Annotated in this window: 17 protein-coding genes; 7 read left to right on the plus strand and 10 right to left on the minus strand. The window is 62.3% G+C overall.

Annotation, left to right across the window (positions count from 1 at the left end):
• The gene (locus J2858_RS16705) at nucleotides 1-3,168 is read right to left on the minus strand and encodes a helicase-related protein (protein ID WP_210105950.1); all 3,168 of its coding nucleotides are present in this window, start codon (nucleotides 3,166-3,168) and stop codon (nucleotides 1-3) included.
• A 379-nt stretch (nucleotides 3,169-3,547) separates the two neighbouring features.
• Here J2858_RS16705 and J2858_RS16710 point away from each other — a divergent pair, with 379 nt between their 5' ends.
• The 3 genes from J2858_RS16710 (at nucleotide 3,548) to J2858_RS16720 (ending at nucleotide 4,375) form a co-directional block, all read left to right on the plus strand.
• Nucleotides 3,548-3,751 carry a hypothetical protein gene (locus tag J2858_RS16710; protein WP_210106058.1) on the plus strand — a complete coding sequence of 68 codons (204 nt, stop codon included), beginning with the start codon at nucleotides 3,548-3,550 and terminating at the stop codon, nucleotides 3,749-3,751.
• Between the two features lie 171 nt (nucleotides 3,752-3,922).
• Complete coding sequence (locus tag J2858_RS16715; RefSeq protein WP_210105951.1) at nucleotides 3,923-4,078, plus strand: DUF3309 family protein; 156 nt, start codon at nucleotides 3,923-3,925, stop codon at nucleotides 4,076-4,078.
• A gap of 42 nt (nucleotides 4,079-4,120) precedes the next feature.
• A complete protein-coding gene (locus J2858_RS16720) occupies nucleotides 4,121-4,375 on the plus strand; it encodes a YMGG-like glycine zipper-containing protein (protein WP_210105952.1) in 255 nt (84 codons plus the stop codon).
• 111 nt (nucleotides 4,376-4,486) lie between these two features.
• Here J2858_RS16720 and phbB read toward each other — a convergent pair whose 3' ends face one another.
• Nucleotides 4,487-5,212, minus strand: coding sequence for an acetoacetyl-CoA reductase (gene phbB, locus J2858_RS16725; protein ID WP_210105953.1), 726 nt, complete (start codon nucleotides 5,210-5,212; stop codon nucleotides 4,487-4,489).
• A gap of 62 nt (nucleotides 5,213-5,274) precedes the next feature.
• The gene (locus tag J2858_RS16730) at nucleotides 5,275-6,456 is read right to left on the minus strand and encodes an acetyl-CoA C-acetyltransferase (RefSeq protein WP_210105954.1); all 1,182 of its coding nucleotides are present in this window, start codon (nucleotides 6,454-6,456) and stop codon (nucleotides 5,275-5,277) included.
• A 241-nt stretch (nucleotides 6,457-6,697) separates the two neighbouring features.
• On the opposite strand from J2858_RS16730, the gene phaR reads away from it, so the two are divergent.
• Nucleotides 6,698-7,288, plus strand: coding sequence for a polyhydroxyalkanoate synthesis repressor PhaR (gene phaR, locus J2858_RS16735; RefSeq protein WP_210105955.1), 591 nt, complete (start codon nucleotides 6,698-6,700; stop codon nucleotides 7,286-7,288).
• Nucleotides 7,289-7,442: 154 nt separating this feature from the next.
• On the opposite strand, the gene rpmF is transcribed toward phaR, so the two are convergent.
• The 3 genes from rpmF to mtgA all read right to left on the minus strand — a co-directional run bounded on the left by rpmF (nucleotide 7,443) and on the right by mtgA (nucleotide 9,282).
• A complete protein-coding gene (rpmF, locus tag J2858_RS16740) occupies nucleotides 7,443-7,628 on the minus strand; it encodes a 50S ribosomal protein L32 (RefSeq protein WP_210105956.1) in 186 nt (61 codons plus the stop codon).
• A gap of 284 nt (nucleotides 7,629-7,912) precedes the next feature.
• Nucleotides 7,913-8,560, minus strand: coding sequence for a glutathione S-transferase family protein (locus J2858_RS16745; RefSeq protein ID WP_210105957.1), 648 nt, complete (start codon nucleotides 8,558-8,560; stop codon nucleotides 7,913-7,915).
• A gap of 74 nt (nucleotides 8,561-8,634) precedes the next feature.
• Nucleotides 8,635-9,282: a monofunctional biosynthetic peptidoglycan transglycosylase gene (gene mtgA, locus J2858_RS16750; protein ID WP_245366493.1), complete on the minus strand. Its 648-nt coding sequence runs from the start codon at nucleotides 9,280-9,282 to the stop codon at nucleotides 8,635-8,637.
• Nucleotides 9,283-9,514: 232 nt separating this feature from the next.
• Between mtgA and J2858_RS16755 the strand changes: the two genes are divergently transcribed.
• Nucleotides 9,515-10,426 (plus strand): polyprenyl synthetase family protein, encoded by a 912-nt coding sequence (locus J2858_RS16755; RefSeq protein ID WP_210105959.1) that lies wholly within the window; start codon nucleotides 9,515-9,517, stop codon nucleotides 10,424-10,426.
• 116 nt (nucleotides 10,427-10,542) lie between these two features.
• The gene (locus J2858_RS16760; RefSeq protein ID WP_210105960.1) at nucleotides 10,543-11,181 is read left to right on the plus strand and encodes a LysE family translocator; all 639 of its coding nucleotides are present in this window, start codon (nucleotides 10,543-10,545) and stop codon (nucleotides 11,179-11,181) included.
• A gap of 109 nt (nucleotides 11,182-11,290) precedes the next feature.
• On the opposite strand, the gene J2858_RS16765 is transcribed toward J2858_RS16760, so the two are convergent.
• From J2858_RS16765 to J2858_RS16780, 4 genes are all read right to left on the minus strand, one after another.
• Nucleotides 11,291-11,956 (minus strand): OmpA family protein, encoded by a 666-nt coding sequence (locus tag J2858_RS16765; protein ID WP_210105961.1) that lies wholly within the window; start codon nucleotides 11,954-11,956, stop codon nucleotides 11,291-11,293.
• 83 nt (nucleotides 11,957-12,039) lie between these two features.
• Entirely contained in the window at nucleotides 12,040-13,284 is a 1,245-nt protein-coding gene (ispG, locus tag J2858_RS16770; protein ID WP_210105962.1) for a flavodoxin-dependent (E)-4-hydroxy-3-methylbut-2-enyl-diphosphate synthase, read from the minus strand.
• A 73-nt stretch (nucleotides 13,285-13,357) separates the two neighbouring features.
• Nucleotides 13,358-14,557: an MFS transporter gene (locus J2858_RS16775; protein ID WP_210105963.1), complete on the minus strand. Its 1,200-nt coding sequence runs from the start codon at nucleotides 14,555-14,557 to the stop codon at nucleotides 13,358-13,360.
• Nucleotides 14,558-14,570: 13 nt separating this feature from the next.
• Nucleotides 14,571-15,359 carry a DeoR/GlpR family DNA-binding transcription regulator gene (locus J2858_RS16780; RefSeq protein WP_210105964.1) on the minus strand — a complete coding sequence of 263 codons (789 nt, stop codon included), beginning with the start codon at nucleotides 15,357-15,359 and terminating at the stop codon, nucleotides 14,571-14,573.
• A gap of 211 nt (nucleotides 15,360-15,570) precedes the next feature.
• On the opposite strand from J2858_RS16780, the gene J2858_RS16785 reads away from it, so the two are divergent.
• On the plus strand, nucleotides 15,571-16,344 hold the full coding sequence (locus J2858_RS16785) for an amino acid ABC transporter substrate-binding protein (RefSeq protein WP_210105965.1): 774 nt from the start codon (nucleotides 15,571-15,573) through the stop codon (nucleotides 16,342-16,344).
• The last annotated feature ends 41 nt before the right edge of the window (nucleotides 16,345-16,385 follow it).

Here is a 16,385-nt window from a genome sequence, read left to right on the forward strand (position 1 = left end):
CTACTTCTTCATCTGCTCCTTGAGAGCAGCGAGCTTGGCAAAGGGCGAATCCGGATCGATCGGCTTCTCCTTGCGCGGGGGCTTGGCTTCGAAGCGGGCAGGCTGCGCCGATTTGCCGCGGTCGTTGCGGTCACCCCGGTCCTGACGATCGGGACGGTCGCCGCGCGGCGGACGATCGCCCTTGCCTTCCGGCCGGCGGTCGCCACGGTTTGCGCCGCCACGGTTCGGCTGGCCGCCCTCCCGGTTCGGGCGGGCACCCTGTTCGGGACGCTCATCGCTGCGGCGGCTGTCGCGACGGCCTTCGCCGGTGCGTGCTTCGCCGGCATTGCCGGCATTGGCGCCGTGGCGATTGCCCTGCTGGCGGCGATCGCCTTGCGGGCGGCCACCGGAGCGCTGGTTATCGCTGCGGCCGCCGCCCGGACGCCACAGGAGAACGGGCTTAGCCTCTTCGACAGCAACAGGCTCACCGGCCGTCTCGGCCGTGAGGCCGGCATCGGCGGCAGACGCGCCGGTTTCATCAGCGGAGGCTGCCGCTTCCGGGGCAGCGGTTTCGGCAACGGCCGGCTCGTCAGCCGGGCTGGTCGCCGCTGCTGTCTCGCCTGATACCTCGGCAGGGGCTGCCGCCTCTGGCGCGGACGCATCGGCGTCGTCGCCTTCGGAGGCAGCATCAGGGCCGGCCTGCTCGGCGGCTGCGGCCGTTGCCGGCTGCTGGCTTGCGAGATAGGCCTGCGCCTCTTCCGGCTTCACCGCATCAGCGCGGTAACCGAGGCCCTTCAGGATCTCTTCCATGTCATCGGGCGTGGCCCCCAGAATGGAGAGCATGGCGGTCGTCGTGGTGAAGCGGCGACCATCATAGGCGCCTTCCGGACGCGCGGTCGAACCTGGCTTCCACTGCAGAAGCGGACGGATAAGATCCGCCAGGCGCTCCAGGATATCGACGCGCACGGCGCGCTTGCCGAGGAACCGGAAACCGGCCAGCTTGTAGAAATTGCGCTCGAATGTCGGATCAGTGACGACCGAGGTGCGGCCGGCAGCCAGAGCGGGGATGAGATCGCCATAGCCGGGCTTGTCGAGGCCGTCATTCTTCAGCGCCCAGAGCAGCGTGATCAGCTCGGCCGGTGCCGGCTTCAGAAGAGCCGGCATGAAAATGTGATAGGCGCCAAACCGGATGCCATAGCGGCGCATCGAGGCGCGCGCATCCTGATCGAGCGTCTTGACCTCGTCGGCCACATCGCGACGGAACAGCACGCCGAGGTTTTCGACCAGCTGGAAAGCCAGCCCCTTGGCCAGCCCCTGCAGATCTTCGGCGCGCGACAGGTCATCCAGCGGCTTCAGCACCGTTGCGATATGATGATTGACGTAACGTTCCAGGCGCGCAGCGACATGATCGCGCGCATTACCGGTCAGCTGTTCGTCAGCCAGAAGAATGAGGCGCGGATGCATGATGTGATCGGCAGCCGCGAGACGGGCAACGGGATCGCCGAGCCAGCGCACGGTACCATCGGAGCCGACCGCCAGATCGCTGTTGCCGCAAGCATAAAGACGCGCCGCGCGCGCTTCGAATTCCAGCGCCAGCGCCTTCTGCGCTGCCCCCTGCACCGCCTTCGCATCCGGACCTTCAGTCCCCGATACGGGCGTAAACCGGAAACCGGCTAGTTGACCGACGTGGTGTCCCTCGACGAAGACATCCCCATTTACACTGATTTCAGCTTCCAGCATCGCATTCTCTCTCAGGCGCTTCATGAGCACAGATGTCCTGCGATCAACAAAGCGTTTCGTCAACCTTTCATGTAGCGCGTCCGACAACCTGTCCTCGATTTCTCGTGTCTTTTCTTGCCAGTGTGTCGGATGCGCCAGCCAACCCGGACGGTTGGATACATAGGTCCAAGTTCTGATTTGGGCGATACGCGCAGAAAGCGTATCGATTTCCCCGTCGGTCCGATCGGCGCGCTGCACCTGCTCGGCCATAAAGTTCTCGTTGACCGTGCCATAGCGCACCAGATCTGAAAACAGGGTCGAGATCAGATCGGCATGCTGGGCCGGTGTAATACGGCGATAATCGGGAAGCGCACAGGCCTCCCACAAAATCTCCACTCGCTCAGGCGTTGTGGCAACATCCCGAATTTCCGGGTATCGGGCAAGATAATCCAGCGCCTGCATGTCGGTTGCCGGTAGCGCGCGGGTAAGCCCGGCAATGGCCGGCGCCATGTCGAGGCTCGCGCGCAAGTCGCGCAGCGAGGAAAAATCCAGCTGCTTGGAGCGCCACTGCAGCACCTTCACCTGGTCGAAATGGTGCCCCTCGATCCGCTCCACCAGTTCGTCATCGAAGGGTTGCACCTGGCCCGTCACGCCAAATGTTCCATCCTTAAGGTGGCGGCCGGCACGACCGGCGATCTGCCCGAGTTCGCCCGGATTGAGGTTGCGGAACTGGTAGCCGTCGAACTTGCGATCCTGCGCAAAGGCAACGTGATCGACGTCGAGGTTGAGGCCCATGCCGATCGCATCGGTCGCCACCAGATATTCCACATCGCCGGCCTGATAGAGGCCGACCTGCGCATTGCGCGTGCGGGGGCTGAGGGCGCCCAGAACAACGGCGGCCCCGCCGCGCTGGCGCCGGATGAGTTCGGCGATCGCATACACCTCGTCGGCGGAAAAGGCGACGATGGCGGAGCGCTGCGGCAGGCGCGTGATCTTTTTCTGGCCGGCATAGAACAAGGTCGACAGGCGCGGGCGCTCGACGACGGTGATGCCGGGCAGCAGCTTTTCCAGAATCGGGCGCATGGTCCCGGCACCCAGAAGAAGCGTTTCCTCCCGGCCGCGCAAATGCAGGATACGATCGGTAAAGATGTGGCCCCGTTCCAGATCGCCCGCCAGCTGCACCTCGTCAATGGCGACAAAGGCGGCTTTCGTCTCGCGCGGCATGGCCTCCACGGTGCAGACGGAAAAACGGGCATTTGGGGGAGAAATCTTCTCTTCGCCGGTCACGAGCGCCACATGCTTTGCGCCGACCTTTTCCACCACGCGCGTATAGACCTCGCGCGCCAAAAGGCGAAGCGGCAGGCCGATCACGCCGGATCCATGCGCCACCATCCGTTCGATGGCGAAATGCGTTTTGCCGGTGTTTGTCGGGCCGAGGACCGCGGTGACGCCGCGACCGCTCAAGATCATGGGCTGAGAATTCAAAGCATTATCCGCGCATCGTGTCCGGCTGCACCACGATCGCGCACAGCCCCCGAACACATGGCGATCCGTAGCCGATAAGGCAAGCCGCAAGAGGCCGGACGGCGCGTTTTGGATCGAAATTCCGCAAACAGGCGCCATTTGCCGCGCCAAACTGCCATTGGCATGCGGGAACACGCTGCGAACGAATCAGCGACGAATCGGCATCCATCGCGATTCATGTTTCGTTCTGCACTTGACTGATGCCGGCAGGCGGTTTGCCGCACCATAGCTTTCGCTTGACAAAAGCCAGGCATCGACAGGAAGGTATCCCCGCCTCTACCAGGCATGCATTAGCTGCCTGCCACACCGTTGGAGTTTTCCCATGATGGCGATCTTTCGGATTCTCCTCACCGTGCTTGGCGTTCTGGCAACTGTGATGGGCCTGATCTGGATGGCGCAGGGGAGCGGGCTCTTTCCCTATCCCGCGTCGAGCTTCATGATCAACCAGACGCCATGGATCCTGCGCGGCGGGCTTCTGGCGCTGGCCGGTCTTGCCGTAATCTGGGCGGCACGTCGCTTTATCCGATAGAACCGATCGTGCTGCGACCGAACGGCGGGCGCATCAGCGGACGCCTGTGATGCAGGTTCGCCAGCCGCAATTCTTCTTTGTTTCGACACCCTTGCAGTCCGGTGGAACAAAAATCGGGGCATGGCGTTTCCGTCGCACAACAAATTGATGTGTGCATCGGAGATCACCAACATGCTCGGGACAGTCCTGCTCGTTATCCTCGTCCTTCTTCTTCTCGGCGCGCTTCCCAACTGGGGCTACAGCCGGAGCTGGGGCTACGGACCTTCCGGCGGTCTTGGCCTTGTCGTGGTGATTCTGCTCATCCTGCTTCTGATGGGCAGGATCTAAATTTCAAAACCAGACGAACCGAATAAGGGAAGGAACTACTCCATGAAAAAGATCCTGGCCGTCGCAGCCGTTATGGGCCTGCTTGCATCCTGCACCTCTACAGAGCGTGGCACCGCCATCGGCGCCGGCTCGGGCGCCGTCATCGGCGGTGTCGTCACCAACAGCTGGGGTGGTGCAGCGGTCGGCGCCGTGGCCGGCGGCCTGGTCGGTGCGGCCATCGGCGAATCGCAGAAGCACAAGGGCTACTGCGTCTATCGCGACCGCTACGGCCGTACCTACGAGGCACGCTGCCGCTAACGTATTCACACCGTCCAAATACGAAACCGGCGCGGACACCCGCGCCGGTTTTGTTTTATCAGGCTGGCTTAGTCGTGATCGGATAACGCTTGCGCCCCCCCTCCCGGATGATCAGCTGAAATACTGCCCGCCATTCGCCGAAATCGTCGATCCAGTAATAAAGCCTGCATCGTCTGAGGCGAGGAAGACCACGCAGCGCGCGACTTCTTCCGGCTCCCCCAGCCGTCCGACAGGGATCTGCGGCAGGATACGCTCATTCATGACGCGCTCCGGTACGGCACGCACCATTTCGGTTCCGATATAACCGGGGCAAATGGCGTTGACGGTGACGTTCTTTGCCGCACCCTCCTGTGCCAGCGCCCGGGTAAAACCGATATCGCCGGCCTTGGCCGCCGAATAATTGGCCTGCCCCATCTGACCCTTCTGGCCATTGATCGACGAGATGTTGATGACGCGACCAAAGCCACGGTCCCGCATGCCGCTCCATACAGGATGCGTCATGTTGAAGAGCCCGGTGAGATTGGTGCTGATCACCTCGTTCCACTGGCCGGGCGTCATCTTGTGGAACATGGCATCGCGGGTGATGCCGGCATTGTTCACCAAGACGTCTATCGGACCAAGGGCTGCCTCCACCGCGGCGATGCCGGCAACGCAGGCCTCATAGGAGGAGACATCCCATTTGAAGACGGGAATGCCTGTTTCCGCCTCGAAGGCCTTTGCACGTTCGTCATTGCCCGCGTAATTGGCGGCAACGGCATAGCCCGCCGCCTTCAGGGCAACCGCGATGGCCGCGCCAATGCCGCGCGTGCCGCCGGAGACCAATGCAACTCTCGTCATGCAATTCCCCCCTTCAATGAAAAATGTCCGGCCCTTCTTCGTGGTCGGAATGGCTTAAGTCATCACATCGCTTCGAAGCACATCGCAACGCCCATGCCGCCGCCGATGCACAGCGTGGCAAGGCCCTTCTTGGCACCCCGGCGCTTCATCTCGAAGACCAGCGTGTTGAGCACACGGGCGCCGGATGCGCCGATCGGGTGGCCGATGGCGATGGCGCCGCCATTGACGTTGACGATCGACGGATCCCAGCCCATGTCCTTGTTGACGGCGCAGGCCTGCGCGGCAAAGGCTTCGTTGGCCTCAACGAGATCGAGATCGCCGACCGACCAGCCGGCCTTTTCGAGCGCCTTGCGCGAGGCCGGGATGGGGCCCGTGCCCATGATCTGCGGGTCGACACCCGCCGTTGCCCAGGACACGATGCGCACCAGCGGCGTGATGCCGCGACGCGCGGCTTCGGCCTCGGTCATCAGCACGGTTGCAGCTGCACCATCATTGATGCCCGACGCATTGCCGGCAGTCACAGTGCCTTCCTTGTCAAAGGCCGGGCGCAGCTTGGTCATGCTGTCGAGCGTGGCACCGGCGCGGATATATTCGTCGGCATCGACGGTAACGTCGCCCTTGCGACCCTTGATGACGAACGGAATGATTTCGTCGGCAAAACGACCGGCCTTCTGGGCTGCTTCGGCCTTGTTCTGCGAGCCGACCGCGAACTGGTCCTGCTCGTCGCGCGTCAACTGCCACTGGCGGGCAACGTTTTCGGCCGTGATGCCCATGTGATAGCCATAGAAGGCATCGGTCAGGCCGTCCTTGATCATGGTGTCGATCATCTTCATGTCGCCCATCTTGGTGCCGGCGCGCAGGTGCGCGCAGTGCGGCGCCATGGACATGGATTCCTGACCGCCGGCGACGATGATCTTGGCATCGCCGAGCGCAATCTGCTGCATGCCGAGAGCCACCGCACGCAGGCCCGAACCGCACAGCTGGTTGATGCCCCAGGCGGTGGTTTCCTGCGGTGCGCCGGCCTTCATGGCGGCCTGGCGTGCCGGGTTCTGGCCTTCACCGGCCGGCAGAACCTGGCCGAGGATCACCTCGTCCACTTCCTTTGCATCAACGCCCGCCCGTTCCAGCGCACCCTTGATTGCGGCCGCGCCCAGTTCATGGGCGGCAACATTGGCAAACGCGCCATTGAACGATCCAACGGCCGTTCTCGCTGCGGATGCAATTACAATCGAAGGCTGGCTCATGGGACGTCTCCTCAATTCCTTGGTTGTTGAATGTGAGACTGGCAAAGCTTCCGGTATAAGTCAAAGGGTCGAAGCCATCAATTTGATGCGCTTTGTTAAGAGGTTGCGTTTTGTCGCGATGCACGCGGAAAGGCTGCCGCATCGCACAATTCGTTTGTCAGCCCGGTTTATTTGAGCGTAAGGTTGGGAAGGGAGAGAAATATCGACAAAAAACCATATTGACGGGATCAAGGAGGCAATTATGGCGAAGACTGATGGTGAGATTGTCATTAAGAAATATGCCAATCGCCGCCTCTACAACACAGGCACCAGCACCTATGTGACGCTGGAAGACCTGGCGACCATGGTGAAGAAGGGCGAGGATTTCGTGGTGCAGGACGCCAAGAGCGGCGACGACATCACCCATTCCGTGCTGACCCAGATCATCTTCGAGCAGGAATCCAAGACCGGCAACACGCTTCTGCCGATCTCCTTCCTGCGCCAGCTGATCTCCTATTACGGCGACCAGATGCAGATGGTGGTGCCGACCTTCCTCGAGCATTCGATGAAGACCTTTGCCGACCAGCAGACGCAGATGCGCGAGCAGATGACGCGGGCATTCGGCGAGACACCGCTCACCAAGAACCTTCAGATGCCGATCCAGATGATGGAAGAGCAGGTGCGCCGCAATACGGACCTGTTCCGCCAGGCCATGCAGATGTTCTCGCCCTTCGGCGCGCAGGGTGCGCCCGCAGAACGCGAGCCGAAAAAGGCGCCTGACGCCAAGGATCTCGACGAGCTGAAGGATCAGCTGCGGACCCTGCAGACGCGTCTGGACAGCCTGGGCTCCTGAAGCGTCACGGGGCTTGGCCCGCAAGATCATAAATGGACGGAAAGGGCTGCAGGTGACTGCGGCCCTTTTTGTACATCGGATGCATTCGGCAAATTCCAGGCAACAAAAAAGGCCGGCGAAAACCGGCCTTCTGCAGCACGATCTCAAGAAGAGATTATGCGTTTTCCTTCGGCGTCAGAACCTGGCGGCCGCGGTACATACCCGTCTTCAGGTCGATGTGGTGCGGACGACGCAGTTCGCCGGAGTTCTTGTCTTCGACGTAGGTGGGGTTCTGCAGCGCGTCAGCGGAGCGGCGCATACCGCGCTTCGACGGGCTCGTTTTTCTCTTCGGTACAGCCATTTTCGTTACTCCAAATTGTCAGGCAAAACATGCTCGGCGGCCCGAAGGAGGCCGAACTCCACATGTCTCGATCTCGGAAATTTGCCGGGCTTATACATGGCAATCCCCCTCTTGACCAGTCCCTGCAGGCAAAATTTGAAAAGAAGCCTTGTGCCCGCGCCGGATGATGAAGAGTAGCCCGCCTGATATCACAGGCGACACGCCAGAGTCCCGCTCAATCGGCAACACCTGATGTGCCGCCTTGCGCACCGAGAGAGCTTCCCCGGCAAGGCGGCGCGGGCGGGTCAGGCCTCGTCGGCGGGCACGATCCAGGGTTCGGCAAGCGCTGCCTCCTGCCACGCAAGCCAGGCCGGATGGGCCTTTACGGCGTCCATATAGGCGGCCGTCTCCGCGTCCACCGCAATGTCATAGACGTCCAGGCGGTTGACGACGGGCGCAAACATCGCGTCAGCCGCGCCAAAGGCGCCGAACAGGAAGGGCCCGCCGGATTTCGCCCGCAGCGTCTTCCAGATCTCGGTGATGCGCGCCACATCGCCGGCCACGCCGTCCGGGAGCGGAATGGCGCGCTTCTGGCGGCGCATGTTCATGGGGCAGGCATTGCGCAAGGCGCGGAAACCCGAGAGCATTTCCATTGAGACCGCGCGCGCCACCGCCCGGTCACCCCGGTCTTGCGGCCAAAGGCCTGCATCCGGAAAAAGGTCGGCGGCATATTCGATGATGGCGAGCGATTCCCAGACGAACAGATCGCCATGCTGCAGCACCGGCACCTTTCCGGTTGGCGAGAACCGCCGAAATTCCGGATTGCCGCCCTGATCATCAAAGGGGGTGAGCACTTCCTCAAACTCGATGCCCGCTGCCGTCAGGGCAATCCAGGGCCGGAAGGACCAAGACGAGTAATTCTTGTTGGCGATATAGAGAACCAGTCCGTCCATGCAAAACCTCCGGCCGTTATCGTGGCCGCACCATAAAAGCCGCCGAAGCATGCGGCCAACGACTTTTGCTTCTGTTAATCATAAAGGCATTTGATGTATTCACCCGCTGCCCGCGCGCGGCGCTCCACGACGGAGGACAGGCGCTGCATGCCGCGCCCCGGCTTGCTTGCCACCCGCGTGAAAGGATTGGGCAGGGCAACGGCCAGCAGGCCCGCCTGCCTCTGGCTGAGATTGGCCGCAGACACACCGAAATGATAGCGGGCAGCCGCCTCGATGCCGTAAATGCCCGGCCCCCATTCGGCGACGTTCAGATAGATTTCCATCATCCGGCGCTTGGACCAGACAAGATCGGCCCACATGGCCAGCGGCACTTCCAGCACCTTGCGGATGATATTGCGGCCATTCCAGAGGAAAAGGTTCTTGGCGGTCTGCATGGGAATGGTGCTTGCGCCGCGTGTTGCCTCGCCGCCCAGCGCATCCTGCACGACACCGCGCATCTGCACCCAGTCGACGCCGTCATGGGCGCAGAATTGTCCGTCCTCCGACATCATCACCGATCGTGTCAGCACCGGCGCGATCTTGTCGAACGACACCCAGCGGCGGTCATAGCCCTGAAACGTCACCAGATCGGCGACCATCAGCGTCGAGACGGGATGAATGAACGGAAGCGCGTAAACGATGACCAGCGCATAAGGCAGGAGAAGAAGGCCGCCAAGCGCCATCACCACCAGTCTCGCCCGGTCAGTCAGCGCAAGCCTGCGCCCCGATTTCGGCAAGGGCGCCTCCTCTTCGGACTGCCGCTCGGGTGTGAGGTCCAAATTCTGCCACTCGTTTTCGTCTCGCTCTGGCTACATAACGGCAGATGGCCGCAAAGGCCAGTTGCAGAGGCCACTATGACGGCATTTTCACCAAAACTCCGTTGCCAGCCGCCGGCCATCATGCCAATGAACCGGCATGATCGATCCTGCCGCCTTTGACACCTATCTGCGCCAACGCGCCGCGGAAACGGAAAGCCTGCTCTCCGGGCTCCTTGCCATCCTGCCGCTGGCAGACGAGATCGCCCGCCCGGACACGCTGGTCGCGGCCATGCGCCATGGCACGCTGAATGGCGGCAAGCGGCTGCGTCCGTTCCTCGTGTCGGAATCGACGGCGCTGTTTTCCGGCGACAGGGCGGTGGCGGCCCGCGTCGGCGCAGCGCTTGAATGCCTGCACAGCTATTCTCTCATCCATGACGACCTGCCGGCCATGGACGATGACGACCTGCGCCGCGGCCAGCCGACCGTTCACAAGGCCTTTGACGAGGCAACGGCGATCCTCGCCGGCGATAGCCTGCTCACCTATGCCTTCGACGTGATTGCGGCGCCGGAGACGGCATTGCCGGACGACCGCAAGGTGCAACTGGTGCTAGCGCTGTCCCGGGCGGCAGGCCTCGGCGGCATGGCCGGCGGCCAGGCGCTGGACCTGGAGGCGGAAACCACGGCGCCGAGCGAAGACGGCATCGTGATGCTGCAGGCAATGAAAACCGGCGCGCTGCTGCGCTTTGCCTGCGAGGCGGGGCCGATCATTGCCGGGGCGCACGCCGAAGACCGGCTTAGGCTGCGGCGGTTCGGCGAAATCATCGGCCTTGCCTTCCAGCTCGCCGACGACGTGCTTGATGTGACCGCCGACGCGCAGACCATGGGCAAGGCCACCGGCAAGGATGCCGGTCGCGGCAAGGCAACGCTGGTCGGCCGCCACGGGCTTGACTGGGCCGAGCAGCGACTGGATGCGCTTGTGGCGGAGGCTATTGCGCTGCTTGCCCCCTATGGCGACAAGGCCGACATGCTGATTGCCACGGCGCGCTTTGTGGCCGACCGGCAGAACTGACACGACATCGCAGGACCGCCCATCATCGAATGTGACGGATCCGATCAAAACTCTTGGTGTGTCAGCGCGTGTAAACCAGCCTATAGTCGGGCTTTCCGCCGCTGGAGAGACTACGCGTGTCCGATATCCTTGACAGCCTGCCGCACGTGGCGACGGCCTTTACCATCTATCTGGTTGCCGTCATAAGCCCAGGGCCGGCCAATATCGCGATCATCAGCACGGCGATCAACCAGGGCCGCAAGAGAGCCATTCTCTTCGCGCTTGGGGTCTTTGCCGGCTCCTTCACCTGGGCCATGTCCGCAGCGCTTGGCTTGTCCGCCATTCTTGCGCGATACGGAGAGGTTCTTTACGTCATCAAGATCCTTGGCGGCCTCTACCTCCTCTATCTCGCCCTCAAATGCTGCCGTGGGGCCCTCAAGGGCCAGACGGCACCGCCGAAGGCGCAGAGAGCGCAGCGATCGGAGGGGCGGACGTTTCTCTCCGGTTACGGCCTTCACCTGACGAACCCCAAGGCGATTTTCGGCTGGATCGCGACGATTTCGGTCGGCCTTCCGCCGCAGGCCTCGCCCGGCACCGTCGCCCTTGTCGTGACAGGATGCCTCAGCATCGGCTTTGTCGTCTTCCTGGGCTATGCGCTCATGTTTTCCACCAATCGCGCCGCCCGGTTATACCAGAGCGCCCGTCGGCCGCTGGATGCCCTGCTTGCCCTGCTGTTCGGCGCTGCCGGCATCAAGATGATGACCAGCAGCCTGTAACCCGCTTGCCGTAACCGATGCCCGGGCGGCACTGAGCGGGCGGCTTTAGTCTCCATGAAAAAGGCGCCGCTTGCGCGACGCCTTCTGGTATCCGGCAGGATCGAAGAGATTACCCTTGGGTGATCGGCGCGATCTGGATTTCGACGCGGCGGTTCTGGGCGCGACCATCGGGCGTTGCATTGGAAGCGACCGGCTGAGACGGGCCAAAGCCCATGGTGGAGATGCGGCGCTGATCGACGCCACGGCCGCCGATATAGTTGGCAACGGAGGCAGCGCGACGTTCCGACAGCTGCTGGTTATGCGCAAGGCTGCCGGTGGAATCGGTGTGACCGTTGATATCGATAAAGGTGCGGTTGAACTTGTTGAGAACGATCGCCACCGAATCGAGCGTCGGATAGAAGCCCGGCAGCACCTGATCCTGATCGGTCGGGAAGGTGATGTTGGAAGGCATATTGAGGATGATGCGGTCGCCGGCGCGGGTGACCGAAATGCCAGTGCCCTGCAGCTGCGCACGCAGTTCCGATTCCTGCTGGTCCATGTAATTGCCAATGGCGCCACCGGCGAGCGCACCGACGCCCGCACCAATCAGCGCGGCATTGCGGCGGCCAACGGGCGAACCGCCCACGGCAAGGCCGGCCAAGGCGCCAAGGCCCGCACCGATGGCGGCGCCGCCGGTGGTATTGGAAACCTTCTGCTGGCCCGTATAGGGATCGGTTGTGGTGCAGGCAGAAAGATATGTCGCGCAGAGCGCGACAAGTGCAAGCTTCTTCATCATGGAATCAAAACCCCGTCTCGTCTCACACGTCATTTACCCTGAATTACGGCAATAACGAGGACATAGACAGTCGGCAAGAGCCGCTATTCCGCGGCGGTTTTCTGGCCGAAGCGTTTTTCGATGTAGTCAGCCACCAGAGCCTCGAAATCGGACGCGATATTGGGACCGCGCAAGGTCAGCGCCTTCTGTCCGTCGATGAACACCGGGGCGGCCGGCGTCTCGCCGGTGCCGGGCAGCGAAATGCCGATATCGGCGTGCTTGCTTTCACCCGGACCGTTGACGATGCAGCCCATGACGGCCACATTCAGCGCCTCGACGCCCGGATATTTCTCACGCCAGACCGGCATGTTCTTGCGGATGTCGTTCTGGATGTTCTGCGCCAGTTCCTGGAAGACGGTGGAGGTGGTGCGCCCGCAGCCGGGACAGGCCGCCACCACCGGAATGAACTGGCGAAAGCCCATGACCTGAAGCAGTTCCTGCGCCACCTGCACCTCGCGGGTGCGGTCACCGTTCGGCTCCGGCGTGAGCGACACGCGGATCGTATCGCCGATACCGTGTTGGAGAACATAGCCCATGGCAGCCGAGGACGCGACGATGCCCTTCGAGCCCATGCCCGCTTCGGTGAGGCCGAGATGCAGAGCATGGTCGGACCGTTCAGACAGCATGGAATAAACGGCAATCAGATCCTGCACCTGGCTGACCTTGGCCGACAGGATGATCCGGTTGCGTGGCAGCCCGATCTGCTCGGCAAGTTCGGCCGAGATCAGCGCCGACTGCACGATTGCCTCATGCATGACCTGGCGCGCCGACAAGGGCGAGCCTTTTTCGGCGTTCTGATCCATCAGCGTGGTCAGGAGATCCTGATCGAGCGAGCCCCAGTTGACGCCGATGCGCACCGGCTTGTCGTAGCGGATCGCCATCTCAACGATATCGGCGAACTGCTTGTCCTTCTTGTCCTTGAAGCCGACATTGCCGGGATTGATGCGATACTTCGCCAACGCCTCGGCGCAATCGGGATGATCGGCGAGCAGGCGGTGGCCGATATAGTGAAAATCGCCGACCAGCGGCACGTCCAGTCCAAGCCGCAGCAGGCGGTCGCGGATCTTCGGCACGGCAGCCGCACTTTCATCGCGGTCGACGGTGATGCGCACGATTTCGGAGCCAGCCTTGTAGAGGGCGGCAACCTGGGCAACGGTGGCATCGATATCGGCCGTGTCGGTATTGGTCATCGACTGGACGACGACGGGGGCGCCGCCGCCGACAATCACGCCGCCGACATCGACGGCAACCGAAGCACGACGCGGTTTCGGATCATAATCGGCAGGCATCGCGGTCTCGCATCTCTTAAGGAATGGCTTTCAGGTGGCGCAAGCGACAGGGCTTGTCAACACCCGTCCGCCATCACTTTTCAACCGCCACCCCCGCCGGCCGGTCGGCATGGCGGGCGAGATGCGACAGGCAAAGCACCACCAGATGCAGAAGCGGCAGGCCAGCGAAGATAGCGGCAAGCCCGACATGTTCGGCGATGAAGCCGATGGCGGAGGGCGCAACCAGAATGCCGGAATAGCCCATGGTGGTGACAACCGACAGGCCGATGCCCTGCGCCATGCCCGGTAGGTTGCCGGCTGCCGAGAAGGCAATCGGCACCATGTTCGATATGCCGATGCCGGCAATTGCAAAGCCGATGATTGCCATTGTCGAATTGACCGCAAAACCTGCCGTCAGCAAGCCGACGATCGAGGCAAGCGTGCAGAAACGCAGCGTGCGCACGGCGCCGAACCGGTCGCGCACCAGATCACCGCCAAAGCGCATGATGGCCATGGTGAGCGAAAAGGCGCCGAAGGCAAGGCCCGACAGCTGCATGGAAGCGCCGAGTTCATTGCGCAGATAAAGCGCACCCCAGTCCAGGATGGCACCTTCCGGGATCATCGAAAACAGCGCCACAAGACCGATCAGCCAGGGGAGTGCCGAGCGTGGCAGACGCACCCGGGCGCCCGCCTCCTCCGGATGCGGCTTGTCCGCAAGCAACAGCGGCCAGGCGGCAAGAACCATCAGGGCCGCAAGCAGCGTCACGAGGCCTGCGTGACCAAGAACGCCGAGCCAGGCCATGACGAGGCCGCCGCTTGCCGAGCCGAACAGGCCGCCAAGGCTCCAGAAGGCATGGCAGGACGACATGATGGAGCGGCGCATCTGTTTTTCCACCGCAACGGCATTGGCGTTCATGGCCACATCCATCGCGCCGATGAGCCCCCCGAAGAGAAAGATGGCAATGGCGCCCGTCCAGAGGCTGCCGACAAGAGAGAGGAAAATCAGCGTCGGCAGAACAAGAATGGCCGTGACGCGCGTCACGCGCGCCGAACCAAAGCGGGCAATCTGCATGCCGGCCACCGGCATCATCACGATGGAGCCGATACCGAAAACGAGAATCATCAGGCCGAGCGTGCTTTCGCTCAACGACAGGCGGGCTGCAAATTCCGGAATCTTTGGCGCCCAGGCACCGACCAGAAAGCCATTCATCAGGAACATCAGCGCAACGGCTGCCCGTTCCCGTGTGATGGCCGGGCTGCGGCGATGGGTGGTGGCCGCAAGGGTGTCATTCATCTCAAAGCTCTCCTCAAGCGGCCGATGCCGCTCCTCTTGCGGCAACGATGATATCGCAGCCCTCATTGCGAATGATCTGAAGCCTGGCGGGATCGGCATCGTCCTCCACGACCAGACAGTGATATTGCGCAGCTTTTGCCACCGCATAGGGTGCAGCGATGCTGAATTTTTCAGTGGTGGCGGCCACCAGAACCCGGCTGCTGCGAGCGATGGCGAACTGCTTGAGCGCCGCATCCTCGTAGCCGAAGGCGGAAAGACCACCCTCCCCGTCGATCCCGCAGGTCCCGACAAGGCAGAGGTCGAACCGCATGCCGGAGAGCGCCTCGATGGCCCTTGCCCCGACAGCACCGCCCGCGACACGATCAATGAGACCGCCAACGAGAACCGTGTCCACTCGCGGCTTTTCGGCAAGGGCCACGGCAATGGCCGGCGCATTGGTCACGGCCGTCAGCGCCAGATCGTCCGGCAGCGCCTCGGCTATGGCCAGATGCGTGCTTCCCGCGTCGAAGAACACGACGGAGCGAGGCACGATCTGCCGGACGGCCACCTGCGCCAGAACGCGCTTGCGCTCCATCGCGACACTCATGCGCTGCCTAAGGCTGGTATTGCCAAGGCCAACGGGCAGCGCACCACCGTAAACCCGCTCACACAGGCCGGCGGCCGCCATCTCGCGCAGGTCGCGGCGGATCGTATCCTCCGAAACGGAAAATTCGCTCGCAAGGTCTGCTGCCAGAACGCGCCCCTCCTGCGCAAGTCGCGCGCGGATGCGGTTCTGTCTTTCGGGAAGCATCAGTTCGGTCATGAGATCTAGAATCGTGCAGGATTACGCTTAAACGTGCATAACCCGGCAATTGACCCGGCCGCAAGAGCTTTCGTCGGCGATATGGCCGGGAAAGGCGGCTCTTTGAAAAGATTTTCGCCTTTTTGGCCATTGTGCGCGGTTTTCTCTCCTGCCCTTGCGCCCCATTTCTGCGATTGAATGCTCAACAACAAAAACACCAAGGAAACACTCGATGTCACTGTTCAAGTCCCTTACGGCCGCCGCCCTCATCCAGGCAGCCCTGCTCCTTCCCGCCGCAGCAGGCGACAACCTCAACGCCATCCAGTCGGCCGGCACGATCAAGATCGGCACGGAAGGCACCTATGCGCCGTTTACCTTCCATGATGCCTCGGGCAAGCTCGTCGGCTTCGACGTGGAAATCGGCGAGGCGGTTGCCAAGAAGCTCGGGGTGAAGCCGCAGTTTATCGAAGGCAAGTGGGACGGCCTGATCGCCGGTCTGGACGCCAAGCGCTATGACGTGGTGATCAACCAGGTCGGTATCACGGAAGCACGCAAGCAGAAGTATGATTTCTCCGATCCCTACATTGCCTCCAAGGCCGTGCTGATCGTGCGCGACGGCAATGACGAGATCAAATCCTTCGCGGACCTCAAGGGCAAGAAGGCCGCCCAGTCGCTGTCGAGCAATTTTGGCAAGATCGCCCAGACGGCAGGCGCCGAACTGGTCGGCACCGACGGCTTCGACCAGTCGATCCAGCTGGTGCTGACGCGCCGGGCTGATGCCACCGTCAATGACAGCCTCTCCTTCCTCGATTTCAAGAAGCAGAAGCCCGATGCGCCGGTGAAGGTGGTTGCCGAACAGGCCGACGCCGACTTCTCCGGCATCATCATCCGCAAGGGCGAACCGGAACTGGTGGCCGCGATCAACAAGGCGCTTGCCGATATCAAGGCTGACGGCACCTACAAGAAGATCGCCAACACCTATTTCGGCCAAGACGTCTCGAAATAATCATTCGCTTCGTTCCCGTCGGGAACGGATGCCCCATATGA

It is taken from the genome of Neorhizobium galegae (assembly GCF_017877135.1).
Classification (GTDB): Bacteria; Pseudomonadota; Alphaproteobacteria; order Rhizobiales; family Rhizobiaceae; genus Neorhizobium; species Neorhizobium galegae_A.